Below are 13,898 nucleotides of genomic sequence, written 5' to 3' on the forward strand. Positions count from 1 at the left end.
TGCTATATTAATAGTGGGGATAATGTCTATAATCTTTTCCATTATAATTATGATTAAGGGATATGGACAAAAAACCGAATATATTTGGTATGTAAGTTTATTCTTTATGTTTTCAGGGCTTTATATGCTTTTTTCCCAGTCAGAAAGGATAAAGTATTATTTTGGTAGACTATTTCCCTGTTACAGAAAGAAGCATATAATTGAAACTGCATTTATAAGACAGCATGACTCTTCACGGAAAAGAATTACACTGATAGCCGCCTGGTTAACAGGATTTTCAATATTTTTTGGAGGGCTATGTGGAACCCTGTATCCAACCATGCTACAAAATGCAGCCAGCTATAGCCCCTATGATTTAGTGTATTCTCAAATATTTGGAATGAACCAGGCAGAGGATTATAAAATCCAGAATTTATTAAAGCAGAATGGAATAGTGGTTAAAGAAGTAAAACAGGTGAATTATTTAAGAGATAGAGCTTTCAATATGCTTCCCGCATCTCAAGTTAATAAAGAATTTGGGTGTAATTATCAAATTGATCCAGGTCAATTCCTGAATATATTCCAATATGAGCTGGATGATGGCTACAATCATGAGATGATTCCAATGAAGCAGCTAAATTTTAATTGTGGCAGAGAAAATTTAAAACTGAAATCTGCGGGTAGTGATATAAGGATTTTATTTAATGGCAATCCCACTTTCGCTGATTATACTTTGGTTCTTAATGATACGGATTATAATAAGCTGGCTATTGACTATCATGAATGTTGGAAAGGCACCATAAAGTTATATGCATTTGACGAATGGAAGAATTCAGGTAAAGGTATACAAGCAGTTCAGAGATATTTATTTCAAAATAACCATATAAAGCAGCAAGAACAGAACCATTATTATAAAGCTTCATCGAAGATTGAGACCTTTACCATTGAAAAACAGTCAGCACAATTCCTGATTTTTTTAATGTCATTTATTATGGCCTTATTCTGTGGAGCTTCAAGCACCATGGTTTATTTTAAAATTAAGGGTGAAGCAGAAGAAGAGCAAAGAATGTTGTTCGGGCTATATAGAATTGGAATCACTCCAGAAGAAATGCTTAACATCATCCAGTATAAAAATATCTGTTATTTTATGCCCCAGAGTATTCTGGGAATTTGCATAGGGGTATTTTATAATTATACGGTTAGCAGGATTTATGGATACCAAATGACAGCGGTTGCTTTCAGTCTGATTATAGGTTTTGTACTGGCTGCAGTGCAATTGGCAGGAACGATAACATACTCTAGAAAGGAACTATACAGCTTTGGATTTTTAATTTAATACCGATGCAGATAAGTCTGTTCAATTATACGTTTATAAGGTATAATAATGAATATTTAAAGAAGTAAAGTACAATTAATTAGAAAAATGCTAATGATGCGCCAGGAGTTGGTATATGGAAAAACTTTTGTATACTCAGATTAATATAACAGGGATAATAATACTGGTTATTTTACTTTGTAATCAGAAGAAATCTGTAGGGATTACTATACAACAGCGGCTGTTTAATACAATAATTATTTCTGTTGTATGGATACTTGTACTGGATACTGGTATGTGGGTGGTGGATGGTAAAAGATTTTTATTAGCCAGAGAGGCTAATATTTTAATATCAATGGCGTATTACTTTTTTAATGTTTTTATACCATTTCTATGGCTGTTATATTGTGACTGTATATTAAATAATAGTACTCAATCTCTTAGAAAGCGAATGTGGCTATACTTCCTTCCAGTATTGGCAAATACCCTTATGATAATTATTAACTTATGGTATGGCTTTATATTTTACGTTGACACAAATAACATTTATCACAGAGGAAAAATCTTTTTACTCCCTGTGATGACGGCTTTTTCGTATCTGCTACTTTCGTCATATATGGCATTACATAAGGCACATAAAACAAAAATTGAAAGCGAAAAGGGTCAGTTATATTTAATGGCTTCTTTTATTCTTCCTCCATTGGTAGGAGGAATTCTACAAGCTCTGTTTTATGGACTGTCCCTGATCTGGGTAAATGTAGTTATTTCCCTTTTAATGATATTTGTTAATATTCAGAACCAGCAAATAAATACAGATTCTTTAACGGGATTAAATAACAGATTGCAGTTCGATAAATATCTTTTCTTCAAAACAAAGAGTGATAATGACAGAGATGTCATAGCACTGATTATGATTGACGTAGATAAGTTTAAGCAGATTAATGACTCCTATGGACATCTTTGCGGAGATAAAGCTTTGATTTCTGTAGCAAATGTATTGAAAAAGTCCTGCAAAAATAAAAATGCTTTTTTATCACGTTATGGTGGTGATGAATTCACTATTATTTATGAGACACGGAAGCTGACCAATATACAGAAATTAATAACTCAGATTGAGCAAAATGTAAATATATTTAATTCTGTAAGCAAAGAAAAGTTCTCCATATCTCTTAGTATAGGATATGCTGTGTGGGAAAAAAATTCTTCTGTTGATACTCTTATTGCACAGGCTGATTATAATATGTATCGGATAAAATACGCAAAAAAATTTTTTTGATTTTATTAATACCCTAACATATAAAAGAGAGACCATAGAAATTCTATGGTCTCTTTTTTAAAATGTATATGTAAAGTACACTTGACATATACGGATTTAAACAGTATACTAATAATGTAAAGCGTACTTTACATATGCTGCACAGAAAGGAGTTTTTCCAGTTGAAAAATAAAATAAAAGAACTCAGAGAACATTCTGGTTTTACACAGCAGGATTTAGCAGAGAAAGTAAACGTATCAAGGCAAACCATTATTTCTCTTGAAAACGGAAAATATAATCCATCAATTTTTTTAGCATTTAAAATAGCAAAGGTATTTAATCTTTCTATTGAAGAAATTTTTATGTTTGAGGAGGAATTGTTATGAATTTAAATAAGTATCTAAAAAAGGAATTACTGTATTCAAAAATTTTTATTTTAATCGGGGTAATTGCAGCGGTAACTGGACTTATTTTTGATTATCATAAAGAGGCTATGCTTGGGCTGACGGCAGGTTTTCTTCCAACCGGTATAGGAACAATGTTTATTTATAAACATGCGGGAAAAAGTCCAAAGATGGTAAAGAACATAGAACTTGAAAATGAGGAGAGAAATATATTTATCAATACGAAAGCAGGCTATACGGCTTTCTGGGTTTCCTATTGGTATATATTTGTGGCGGTTATTTTAAACTCTATAGTAAATATATCATCTCAGAATTTTCTGATTGCTACCCTGTTTTTTATGCCTACAGTATATTTCTTATTTGTATTTATATATCATAAAAAATACTGATGATTAGTTAAAAGCTGATATCTTCTTTTTAGTAAAAACTTTGATTCTTATTCGATGTCAAAAAATGTCGAAAATGAAAGGATGATGACCTAAAGAATATGCATAAAAAAATAGTATAATAAGAATAAATCTAATTAATTATTAATCTTTATGTTTTGTGTATCAAATTACGGAGGAGAATTATGAAAAGAAAGATAACAGTTGTACTTAGCTTAATATTTATTATAAGTTGTTTAGTTTTTACTGGATGCACCAGTGAAGTAAAAGATAAGAACATATCTATTAAATTCCAGGACAAGGACTATGCGGGCACATATACTGGAACATGTGAAAATGGTATACCAAATGGGCAAGGGAGCTTTAAATATAAAAAAGATAAAGAATATTTGAATTATAAAGGGAACTTTAAAGATGGACAGATTTCAGATAAAGGAACTTTAAAAACAAATCTTTTGTTGGTAAAATTTAAAGAAGTTAATAGAGTTGGAGAATACAAAGGTGATGTAATTAATGGAATACCAAATGGAAATGGTAATTTTGTAGCGACAAATGATGCAAAAGTAAAATACACATATGAGGGACAATGGAAAAATGGTATTTTTAATGGTATTGGAACACAGACGTTTGATGATGATAGTCTTACATATATAGGACAATGGAAAAATGGAAAATTTATACCAGATTTTAGAAATTTAATTATTACTTTTGGGACAGATACAAATATGCCATATACTATATCGGATAAAGCAAACGGTTTTCTGAAAAAACATCTTGAATTATTCCCTGCTGATAATTATGAACAATTGGCTCCATTTGTCAATAAAACTATAGAATATAAGCATATAAGTAAATCACCTAGTCAATATGGAGATCAGATCATGGTGATATCAGGAACAGTAAGTCAAATTTTTGAAGATGTGGTAGATGATGATGATTTCAAATATTCTGCTACAGAAATTTATGTGTATGATAATAATGATAATTATTATTGGATTTGCTATCCTGGCACATGTAACATCTATGAAGGGGACAATGTGACCATCTATGGACTACCACTTGATTCCAGCAGCTATGAAAATAATGGAGGCGGAACCACATTAGTTCAGGTCATAGCAGGATGCTATATTGAAAACAAATAAAAAGATTTTTACAAAGAAGGCATTTTGCAGATTTGCCTTCTTTGTTTTTGTAGTATTGGATATTATTACAAGATTATATGAAAGTTTAACGTATGATTTATAAAATAGAAAATATAATGATAAAAAAGTGAAAAGGAAGGTGGTGATTCAGAGTAAAAGGGGAAAAAGTACAAATCCAGAGAAAGCCTTGTAAGTCCAGACCGTTTGAAAAGTTATTTAAACTGGGCATATATAAGCAGTTATATACAGACGGTATTATCACGGAAAAGCAATATAAATCAATTCTCCAGAAAAATCAATGAAAGAATTTAAAAACCAGCTTCGCATAAGATAAAATGTCAGGCTGGTTTTATTGTGGAAAAGGGGAGATGAAATGTTGACTGTAGTTGGATATGGCAGAGTATCAACAGATGATGATGATCAATTAAACTCTTTACAAAATCAGACCACATTTTTTAAAGAATATATTCAAAGAAATCACGAATGGACGTTTGGGGGTATCTATGCGGATGAAGGAATAACAGGTACCAGTGTAAGAAAAAGAGAACAGTTTAAAGAAATGATTGGAGAGGCCCTGGAAGGCAGTATTGACTTGATTATAACCAAAGAGGTATCCAGATTTGCAAGAAATACAGTTGATACTTTGTATTATGTAAGATTATTAAAGTCAAAAAACGTAGGCGTAATTTTTATTAATGACAATATCGACTCCAGAGACAAGGATGGGGAATTTCGCCTTACTATTATGGCATCCGTAGCCCAGGAAGAAAGCCGGAAAACTTCTGAACGCGTAAAATGGGGACAGAAAAGACAAATGGAAAAGGGATTTGTCTTTGGTAGGGGACCATTCGGATATAAATGCAAGAAGGGTGTATTAGAAATAGTGGAAGAAGAAGCAGACATTGTAAGGGATATATTTAACCGGTATGTATACGAAAAAAAAGGAATCAGTGTTATTGCAAAAGAATTAATCGATGAAAAGGTAATGGTAGGGGGAGAATTGAAAGGTGGAGGCCCCAGACTATTGCCCGGATACTGTGCAATGAAAAATATGCAGGAGATTTAATAACTCAAAAAACAGTGATAACAGACTTTTTAGAGCATAAGCAGCAAAAGAATAAGGGACAGGAGAAACAATTATATTTCATGGATCATCATGAGCCTATTATAAACAGGGAAACCTGGGATATGGCAAGAGAAGAATATTCAAGACGTTCCATAATCGTTGATGAAAAATCAAAGTATTCAAACCGATATTGGTGCTCCGGTAAAGTCAAATGTGGCGTATGTGGAGCAAATTGTGTGACTAGGACATCTTTAACAAAAAACTACAGATGGCGAGCCTGGCAGTGCAGTCAGGCATACACTTACGGAAAACCGAAAACAGATGATACTGGGAATAAAAAGGGCTGCACAAATAAACTGATAAATGAAAAGAACCTGATTTCATGTGTTCATTTCGCTTTACAGCATATAACCTTTTTAAAAGAAGAAATATATGAAGAAATGCAGGAAGAAATTAATGGGTTTCAGGGTTACAACTGTAAAGAATTAATAAGCTCATTAAAAAAAGAGATAAAAGTTTTAGACGGGAAAAAAGAAAAACTTATTGATTTATACTTAGAAAAAAGAATAACACAAGAAGAGTTCGAAAAAATGAAAAGAAAATATACGAGTAGCATTGGAGAAAAGCAACATAATCTAAAAAAAATAGAAAAGAATAATGATATTAAATTTAATTCTGCTAATATTATGGAACAAATTAAAAAAATATTATTTTTGAATATGCCAGCACCAGAACTATATGCAGAAATAGTTGAAAAAATAATATTATATGAAAACCGTAATCTGGATATTTTTTTTATGTATATACCTGATCCGGTTTGTATACACTACGAGACAACAGGAAAAGGAGAAAGTTATAAAACAGAGTGTAATATACGAAATTAGAAATTAAATTATAAATTTTATCATAGTAGGCTCGTTAAGTGAAATTTCCAACTTACGTTTTTTGTCAGAACGAATTGACATTAGTATTTCATTCTCAATACATTTTGCTGCATATGTTGCCAGCCTGGTGGCACGTTTACTGCTATAGGTATTGATGGCCTTGATGAGCCCTATGGTGCCGATGGAAATTAAATCATCTGGATTGGTATTTCCACCGGAATATTTTTTGACTATATGCGCAACTAAACGGAGGTTACGCACAATTAATGTATTTTTTGCTTCTGAATCGCCTTCTTCAAAACGTTTAAGGTAATATTCCTCTTCCTTGCATGTAAGTGGTTTTGGAAAGGAACTGCCCATTTATGTAACCCCCTCTGTAGATTTTTACTATATGCAGAAAAGGGGCTTAAAGTGCATGACCTTATAAAAAAAGCATGAACTTATTTAACCTGGAAAGATTTACAATCTGTACATTGGTCTTGTGTTGGACTGTTTTCATGTGTTCCTACTGTTATGGAATCAAGGGAGCAATAATTTTTGCTCTGTGCATGGTTTTTACACTGATCTACTGTACATCTGATGCTTTCATTTACAAAAGAACTGTTCATAGTATTACCTCCTAAGTTTTATTTACTATTTTAGTATGCTTAAAATTTAAAAATTTATTAATAAAATTTAGCGGGTTTTTCTCTTGTATAAGCTTAATTAAAATGCTAAAATATAAGATACGAATAATTGGGGGTTAATAAATAAGGAGGCGAGATTTGGCACCATTAAGGGTGCAAGGGGGAAAATACATGATAATAAGGGAACTTCCAATAGATGAAAGACCTCAGGAGAAGCTGGTCATTTATGGCACTTCTGCATTGTCAAATGCAGAACTTTTGGCTGTTATTATCCGAACTGGTACGAGCAATAAGTCAGCAGTAGCTCTTGCAAATGAAGTTCTGACTTTTAAGGAAAATGGAATCAGATTTCTTGCAGAGTGTTTGCCTGAGGAATTAGCTGAAATACAAGGAATTGGGCAGGCAAAAGCCTGTCAGATTGTAGCGGCTATAGAACTTGGGAAAAGAATTGCTACAAAGCCAAAACAAATGAGAATCAATGTAAATAATCCGGAAGTTATCGCAGACCTTTTTATGGAAAAAATGAGATACTATAAAAAGGAATTTTTTAATGTTGTAATACTTAATACAAAAGGTGAAGTGATATCGGTAGAAAATGTTGCAGTTGGTGACTTGAACTGCACGATTATTCACCCAAGGGAAATATTTTGCAAAGCAGTTAAAAAGAGTGCATCAGCTGTTATTTTTGTACATAATCATCCAAGCGGAAATCCTGCTCCAAGCAGGGAAGATATTGATATTACAGAAAGACTTATTAAAGCTGGTGAGGTATTAGGAATCAGAGTAATCGATCACATAATAATTGGTGATGGCACTTTTTTGAGCTTTAAAAATAAAAATCTAATGTAATTGTCCAAGCTTATTTGAGGACAGTAGAACAATACGTAGTGGAGGATTTAGTATGTTTTTTAGAAATGATATGGGTATAGATTTAGGCACGGCTAATACTTTAATATATATGAAAGAAAAGGGAATAGTATTAAATGAGCCATCTGTAATAGCCATGGATAAGCTTACCAACTCTGTAATGGCAACAGGAACAGAAGCTAAGCGAATGATTGGTAAAACACCAGCGACCATTGAAGTTGTCAGACCACTCAGAGAAGGCGTTATATCCGACTTTGATATGACCGCAGAAATGATCAGAGTTTTTATAAGAAGAGCACTTGGAAATAAAAACTCAAGCAATTTACGTATTTCCATTGGTGTACCAAGTGGGGTTACGGAAGTAGAAAAAAGAGCTGTAGAAGAAGTTGTGCGTCAGATGGGTGCCAAGGAAGTTTATATTCTTGAAGAACCTATGGCGGCGGCAATTGGTTCAAATCTTGCTATTGATGATGCAGAAGGATGCATGATTTGTGATATTGGCGGTGGAACTACTGACATTGCTATTATTGCTTTAGGAGGCATTGTAACAAGTATTTCACTGAGATATGCGGGAGATAAATTAAATGATGCTATTGTGGCATATATGAGAAAAACGTTTAACCTGGCAATTGGAGATAAGACAGCAGAGGAATTAAAGATTAAAGTCGGCTGTGCTATGATGGAGACCGATGAACATGGTAATGAAGTTACAAGGACAGAACTGGCAAGGGGCAGAGACATCATATCCGGATTACCTGCAACTGTTGAAGTAACCAATAGAGACATGTTACTTGCCTTGGAGGAATCTGTAGAAATAATTATTGATGGTATAAAATCAACACTTGAGAAAGCACCTCCGGAAATAGCAGCAGATATTGTAAATAATGGGCTGGTATTATCTGGTGGTGGTGGTATGCTTTCACAACTGGATAAATTAATTTCCCAGAAAACCGGAATGAGCGTAGCAGTTGAAGAAAATGCCTTTGAAGCAGTTGCCTTAGGAACAGGTAAGAGCCTTGAAAATTTAGATAAACTAAAGAGATACGCTTGCGTTTCAAGAAGATAGGGAAATATTTAAAATGAGGTTTATTAGAGAACACAAATTATTTAGTCTTTTAATAACGGTGGTGCTTATTTTAAGCATTATAATGATAGTTTCATATAAAATGGGCGGGGCCCATAGTTTTATTGGAAATTTATTACAGACAGGGACTACATCTATTGAAAAACCTTTATCTAGCGGGAGTACTTCCGTTAAAAGTAATTTAAGAGGAATTTTTAAGTTCAGGCAGGTAGTAGATGAAAATGAACAACTAAGAAAAGAAGTAAGTGATTTACAGCAAAAAGTTATTAAACTTACACTAAAGAAAAATGAGCTGAAACAGTTAAAGGAATTGTCTAATGCACTTAATTATGAGAGTGTTAATGACAATCACAACCTGGTGTCAGCAAATATTATATCATTAGACGGTTCCAACTGGTTTAATCTTTTTACCATTGACAGGGGAACTGAAAGCGGTATTAAAAAAGACTGTATCGTTGTAAACGGAGACGGTCTTGTTGGTAAAGTAACTGAAACAGGTAAGGGCTGGTCTAAGGTTGTTTCCATTATTGACGAATCAAACAATGTAAGCTTTATGGTACTTAGAGATATGAGTTTAATCGGTGTAGTATCAGGAGACAGTAAGGGCTCATTATCAGGATTTATGCTTGACAATAAGGCAAGTGTAATTGAAGGTGATGTTTTGGTTACGTCAAATATGGGGTTATATCCTGCAGGAATTAAGATTGGTAAAATACGGTCTGTAGAATATAATAGCGATACACAGCTTAAAACAGTAAAGATTGAACCAAGTGTTTCCTTTAAAAGTTTACAGAAGGTGGCGGTCATAATATGAAAATGAGATTTGCTGTCATCATTTTTTTCGTTGCTTTTTTATTGCAGGGGACCGTGTTGAATTTATTTGCAATTAACGGAGCTACTCCAAATTTAATCTTATGCCTTGTTGTAGTTTTTTCATTTTTATATGAAGATTTCAACGGACTTATTTTAGGAGTAGTTTTTGGCCTGCTTACAGATTCATGTATGGCACAGTATGTAGGAGTAGCAGCCTTTTCTTATCTGATAGTTTGTTTAATCGTGATTAATATGAGAGAAACTATCAATAAAGAAAATATAGCTTCAATTATAATTGTTTCGGTAGGGTCAACGCTGATATATAATTTTATATATTATTTAATAAATGCTGGCTTTGGCAGTATTTATTCGTTAACTTATTGGCTAAAGTTGCAGCCAATATATATCCTCTACAATTCGGCAATTGTATTCCTATTGTACTTAATTTTCATAAAAAAAGTAATTAAATATAGAAATGACAGGTATCTAATATGGAAAAAGTACTAAAATCGAGATATGGTCAGATTGTTCTTGTTATAATTGTGCTGATGGTAATACTATTTCTCAGATTATTTATTCTGACAGTAATGCAGAATGAAGAATGGAAGGAGCAGGCTACAAATATCAGTACGAAAAGTATCTATACAAAAGCTCCGAGAGGAGAGATTCTTGACCGGTACGGAAGAGTTATAGCTGGAAATAAACAGGCCTTTACCCTGCAGATTAATGCAGGAGAATCAACGGATAAAGAATTAAACAGAGTATGTAGTGAAGTCGTTAAAATATTAGAAAAAAATAATGAAAAATATTTTGATAATCTTCCCATTATTATGCAGGGAAATAAATTCTCGTATACGTATGATAATGACGTAAAGGAATGGTTGTCTGAGCAGGAAATGCCAACTAATTTTACAGCTCAGGAAGCTTTTGATGAATTGAAGATTAGATACGAAATTGATGAATCTTTAGATAAATATGAAGCTCAGTCAGAACTTCAAAATGTGTATAAAATATATCCACCAATATCCGTAAAAAATATGGCGTTTTTAAAGGAACTGGATAAACAAAGTTTTCTGGGAAGATATAGTCTGGATAAAGAGACACTGACAGAAAAAAAAGAAAAGAAGACAGATCTTTCGGCCAAAGAAGCTTTCTATAGATTAAGAACATATTTTAAGATAGATCCTATGATTTCTAATGAACAGGCAAGAAAAATCATGGTGGTACGAAATGAGATTAAATCCATGGGATTCAGAAAGTATCTGCCTGCAGACATTGCTAAGGGCATATCTGATAAGACAATTGTTGAAATTGAAGAAAGAAGTGCTGAAATGCCACAGGTAAAGGTGGTTTCAGAAACCATGAGATTTTATCCAAATGCCAATACTGCAGCACATATCATCGGTTATCTCGGACAGATATCTGAAAGTGACAAAGAGTATTATGTAGACAAGTTAGGTTACAATTCCAATGACTTGATTGGTAAAGAGGGAATTGAAAGTGCTTATGAGACTACACTAAAAGGAAAAGATGGTATAAAAAATGTGCAGGTAAATGCAGTTGGAGAACTGGTAAGGACCATTAGTGAAACAGAACCAGAAAAAGGTAAAGATGTTTATCTGACTATAGATTTAGAATTACAAAAAACAGCTGAGGATGCTTTGGAACAGGCTCTGAAACAAATTCAGGTTGGTGGTACATTTAAAAGTCAGTATGGAAATTTTCATTATTCTAAAGCGTTTAAAAATGCTAATGTGGGAGCCGTAGTAGCAATTGAGGTTGAAACCGGAGATGTGCTTGCGATGGCCAGTGCTCCTGATTTTGATCCAAATTTATTTGCAACAGGTATCAGTAAAGAAGCATGGAATTCTCTTCAGAGCCAAAATCCCAGAGATTACATGGCTCCTGCCCCTTTATATAATGTGGCTACCATGACACCTGTTCAGCCGGGATCTACCTTTAAAATGGTAACTGCTACGGCAGCTCTGGAAAGTGGATTGGATCCAAACAGAAGACTTCACGATGGTGGACGCATAATGGTAGGAAACAGACCATACGCCTGTCTGATCTGGCATAAGAATGGTGGATCCCATGGAAACATCAATTTAGCTGAAGCACTGGAAGTGTCCTGCAACTACTATTTCTATGATGTAGCTACAGGGAAGGATTATTATAAGGGTGTAAGTCTGGGTTATCGTACACCTATAAGTATTGATATCATTACATCTTATGCTGAACAATATGGACTTGGCAAGCCAACTGGCATTGAAATTCCAGAGAGGGTTGTAGGGGTTCCAACTGCAGAGAAGAAGATGGAACAAATGAAATCAACCCTGAGGCTAGATTTAAAAAGTAAATCTGAAAAATTTTTCCGTAAGGACGTTGTTAAAAATGAAACCAAGCTGTCAAGAAGTATTGACACCATAGTAGGCTGGACAGAAGAAAATCCTACTAAAAATCAGATTGTTGACAGATTGACCAATATGAATCTGGGCGTAAAGGAAAATATGATTGATTCTTTGGCGGATTTATGTAAATATACTTACTTTAATTATGCAAATTGGACTTTAGGAGATGAATTTAATATTGCAATCGGTCAGGGTGAAAATTCTTATACACCGCTTCAAATGGCTAATTATCTTGCAACCATAGGAAATAAGGGTGTTCATAATAAGGTAAGTCTGATTCGAGCAATTGAGGGAACGAAACCGATTGAAAAAGAACCTGGAACCAAGGTTAAATTAAGTGATGACAGACATCTGAATGAGATAATTGCGGGAATGAAAATGGTAGCTACAGGACCTAAGGGAAGTCTGAAAGGTGTATTTGGAAATTTCCCTGTTCAAGTTGCTGGTAAATCAGGTACAGCTGAGAGGTCGGGTAAAATGCATCCCCCTGATGAAGTGGCTTATATAAAACAGCATCTGAGGCAGATTAATTCCAGACTTTCATTTGATCAGGTAGAAGCAGAAATGAATCGCTTGATGAAAGAAGAACCTGATACTTACAGAACTAAAGATGGAGCCATAAGGCAGGCTGTGATAAATTTAAGCAATGGCAGTGTTAATTATGAAAAGATAGATGCATATAAGAGTAATTATGATAACTTTGCCTGGGTTCTGGCAATGGCACCTGCGGATCATCCGAAAATTGCCGTAGCTGTTATGATTGTTCAGGGAGGTACTGCAGGATATGCTGGTCCTGTGGCTCGTGAAGTTATAGGCAAATATTTGCAATTAGATAAGACTTACGAGGATTTTAACTTAAATACAACAATACAATAAACTAGGAGGCAATAGGATATGGGCAAAGTTATTTTGATAGCATCAGGAAAAGGCGGTGTAGGAAAAACTGTTTTTACTACAAATGCTGGTGCTGCATTAGCACAAAAAGGATATAAAGTAGTTCTGATCGATATGGATATGGGACTACGTAATCTTGACTTGTGCCTGGGCCTTGAAAATAAAGTTGTCTATGATATAGCCGATGCCTTAACTGGGTTATGCCGGATTAAACAGGCACTGATAAGAGACCGCAGATTTGAGGAATTATATCTCATTTCAGCGGCTCACCATAAGGATAAGGGGGATTTAACCCCTTTACATATGAAAATACTTTGTGAAAAGCTAAAAGAAAGATTTGATTATATTCTCATTGATTCACCTGCGGGTATAGGTGATGGCTTGAAGCTAGCTGCTGCAGGAGCAGATATAGGTGTGATTATTACTGCTCCTGAGCATGTGGCTGTAAGGGATGCAGATACTCTGGACAGGATGTTGCTGGAACTGGGAATTAAGGAAAGAATGTATATTGTAAATAAAGTAAAAGCAGATTTAATGAGTTTGGGGGTTGTGCCTAATATCAGTGAAATAAATGATATACTGAAGCCACCTATGGCCGGAATTATTCAATATGATGATAATATTCATATTGCTGCCAATAACGGTATACCAGTAGTATTGAAAAAAGGAACCTACATAGAAGAAAATTTTAATAACATAGTAGAAAGAATTATTCACTTAGAACAATGCTAACTAAACAGCCATGCGTTAAATCGCATGGCTGTTTTTATATAAT

Annotated in this window: 15 protein-coding genes; 13 read left to right on the forward strand and 2 right to left on the reverse strand. The window is 34.0% G+C overall.

All coding sequences use genetic code 11. The features are described from left to right. Positions 1 to 49 precede the first annotated feature (49 nt). From Ami3637_RS13875 to Ami3637_RS13905, 7 genes are all read left to right on the forward strand, one after another. A complete protein-coding gene (locus Ami3637_RS13875) occupies positions 50 to 1,315 on the forward strand; it encodes a hypothetical protein (RefSeq protein WP_162363076.1) in 1,266 nt (421 codons plus the stop codon). Positions 1,316 to 1,430: 115 nt separating this feature from the next. After that, positions 1,431 to 2,570, forward strand: coding sequence for a GGDEF domain-containing protein (locus Ami3637_RS13880; protein WP_162363077.1), 1,140 nt, complete (start codon positions 1,431 to 1,433; stop codon positions 2,568 to 2,570). 161 nt (positions 2,571 to 2,731) lie between these two features. Next, complete coding sequence (locus Ami3637_RS13885; protein WP_162363078.1) at positions 2,732 to 2,935, forward strand: helix-turn-helix transcriptional regulator; 204 nt, start codon at positions 2,732 to 2,734, stop codon at positions 2,933 to 2,935. Next, positions 2,932 to 3,342 carry a hypothetical protein gene (locus Ami3637_RS13890; RefSeq protein ID WP_162363079.1) on the forward strand — a complete coding sequence of 137 codons (411 nt, stop codon included), beginning with the start codon at positions 2,932 to 2,934 and terminating at the stop codon, positions 3,340 to 3,342. The genes Ami3637_RS13885 and Ami3637_RS13890 overlap by 4 nt, the downstream gene beginning before the upstream one ends. Positions 3,343 to 3,524: 182 nt before the next feature. After that, the gene (locus Ami3637_RS13895; RefSeq protein WP_162363080.1) at positions 3,525 to 4,481 is read left to right on the forward strand and encodes an MORN repeat-containing protein; all 957 of its coding nucleotides are present in this window, start codon (positions 3,525 to 3,527) and stop codon (positions 4,479 to 4,481) included. A gap of 373 nt (positions 4,482 to 4,854) precedes the next feature. Further along, positions 4,855 to 5,547 (forward strand): recombinase family protein, encoded by a 693-nt coding sequence (locus Ami3637_RS13900; RefSeq protein ID WP_162363081.1) that lies wholly within the window; start codon positions 4,855 to 4,857, stop codon positions 5,545 to 5,547. Further along, the gene (locus Ami3637_RS13905; protein ID WP_243158185.1) at positions 5,517 to 6,431 is read left to right on the forward strand and encodes a recombinase family protein; all 915 of its coding nucleotides are present in this window, start codon (positions 5,517 to 5,519) and stop codon (positions 6,429 to 6,431) included. Before Ami3637_RS13900 ends, Ami3637_RS13905 begins: the two co-directional genes overlap by 31 nt. 3 nt (positions 6,432 to 6,434) lie before the next feature. Here the strand turns inward: Ami3637_RS13905 and Ami3637_RS13910 are convergent, their stop codons facing one another. Both Ami3637_RS13910 and Ami3637_RS13915 read right to left on the reverse strand, forming a co-directional pair. After that, positions 6,435 to 6,791, reverse strand: a complete 357-nt coding sequence (locus tag Ami3637_RS13910; protein ID WP_162363083.1) for a sigma-70 family RNA polymerase sigma factor — start codon at positions 6,789 to 6,791, stop codon at positions 6,435 to 6,437. An 80-nt stretch (positions 6,792 to 6,871) separates the two neighbouring features. Then, a complete protein-coding gene (locus tag Ami3637_RS13915; protein WP_162363084.1) occupies positions 6,872 to 7,039 on the reverse strand; it encodes a DUF1540 domain-containing protein in 168 nt (55 codons plus the stop codon). A gap of 189 nt (positions 7,040 to 7,228) precedes the next feature. On the opposite strand from Ami3637_RS13915, the gene radC reads away from it, so the two are divergent. The 6 genes from radC to minD are packed head-to-tail and all read left to right on the forward strand — an operon-like array spanning position 7,229 to position 13,855. Beyond that, on the forward strand, positions 7,229 to 7,906 hold the full coding sequence (gene radC / locus Ami3637_RS13920; RefSeq protein WP_162363085.1) for a RadC family protein: 678 nt from the start codon (positions 7,229 to 7,231) through the stop codon (positions 7,904 to 7,906). Positions 7,907 to 7,958: 52 nt separating this feature from the next. Beyond that, a complete protein-coding gene (mreB, locus tag Ami3637_RS13925; protein ID WP_162363086.1) occupies positions 7,959 to 8,990 on the forward strand; it encodes a rod shape-determining protein in 1,032 nt (343 codons plus the stop codon). Positions 8,991 to 9,003: 13 nt separating this feature from the next. Continuing rightward, positions 9,004 to 9,822: a rod shape-determining protein MreC gene (mreC, locus tag Ami3637_RS13930; protein ID WP_162363087.1), complete on the forward strand. Its 819-nt coding sequence runs from the start codon at positions 9,004 to 9,006 to the stop codon at positions 9,820 to 9,822. Next, positions 9,819 to 10,328, forward strand: coding sequence for a rod shape-determining protein MreD (mreD, locus tag Ami3637_RS13935; protein WP_162363088.1), 510 nt, complete (start codon positions 9,819 to 9,821; stop codon positions 10,326 to 10,328). Before mreC ends, mreD begins: the two co-directional genes overlap by 4 nt. Next, positions 10,313 to 13,105 carry a penicillin-binding transpeptidase domain-containing protein gene (locus Ami3637_RS13940; protein ID WP_162363089.1) on the forward strand — a complete coding sequence of 931 codons (2,793 nt, stop codon included), beginning with the start codon at positions 10,313 to 10,315 and terminating at the stop codon, positions 13,103 to 13,105. The genes mreD and Ami3637_RS13940 overlap by 16 nt, the downstream gene beginning before the upstream one ends. Positions 13,106 to 13,123: 18 nt before the next feature. Next, positions 13,124 to 13,855 (forward strand): septum site-determining protein MinD, encoded by a 732-nt coding sequence (gene minD, locus Ami3637_RS13945; RefSeq protein ID WP_162363090.1) that lies wholly within the window; start codon positions 13,124 to 13,126, stop codon positions 13,853 to 13,855. Positions 13,856 to 13,898 lie beyond the last annotated feature (43 nt).

Origin of the sequence: Aminipila terrae, assembly GCF_010120715.1 — a bacterium.
GTDB lineage: Bacteria > Bacillota > Clostridia > Peptostreptococcales > Anaerovoracaceae > Aminipila > Aminipila terrae.

Bases quoted from the DNA above. Each gene is read 5' to 3' on its own strand.
- Ami3637_RS13875 (WP_162363076.1), top strand. From the start codon at position 50: ATGATTAAGGGATATGGACAAAAAACCGAATATATTTGGTATGTAAGT.
- Ami3637_RS13880 (WP_162363077.1), top strand. From the start codon at position 1,431: ATGGAAAAACTTTTGTATACTCAGATTAATATAACAGGGATAATAATA.
- Ami3637_RS13890 (WP_162363079.1), top strand. From the start codon at position 2,932: ATGAATTTAAATAAGTATCTAAAAAAGGAATTACTGTATTCAAAAATT.
- Ami3637_RS13895 (WP_162363080.1), top strand. From the start codon at position 3,525: ATGAAAAGAAAGATAACAGTTGTACTTAGCTTAATATTTATTATAAGT.
- Ami3637_RS13900 (WP_162363081.1), top strand. From the start codon at position 4,855: ATGTTGACTGTAGTTGGATATGGCAGAGTATCAACAGATGATGATGAT.
- Ami3637_RS13910 (WP_162363083.1), bottom strand. From the start codon at position 6,791: ATGGGCAGTTCCTTTCCAAAACCACTTACATGCAAGGAAGAGGAATAT.
- Ami3637_RS13915 (WP_162363084.1), bottom strand. From the start codon at position 7,039: ATGAACAGTTCTTTTGTAAATGAAAGCATCAGATGTACAGTAGATCAG.
- radC (WP_162363085.1), top strand. From the start codon at position 7,229: ATGATAATAAGGGAACTTCCAATAGATGAAAGACCTCAGGAGAAGCTG.
- mreB (WP_162363086.1), top strand. From the start codon at position 7,959: ATGTTTTTTAGAAATGATATGGGTATAGATTTAGGCACGGCTAATACT.
- mreC (WP_162363087.1), top strand. From the start codon at position 9,004: ATGAGGTTTATTAGAGAACACAAATTATTTAGTCTTTTAATAACGGTG.
- mreD (WP_162363088.1), top strand. From the start codon at position 9,819: ATGAAAATGAGATTTGCTGTCATCATTTTTTTCGTTGCTTTTTTATTG.
- Ami3637_RS13940 (WP_162363089.1), top strand. From the start codon at position 10,313: ATGGAAAAAGTACTAAAATCGAGATATGGTCAGATTGTTCTTGTTATA.
- minD (WP_162363090.1), top strand. From the start codon at position 13,124: ATGGGCAAAGTTATTTTGATAGCATCAGGAAAAGGCGGTGTAGGAAAA.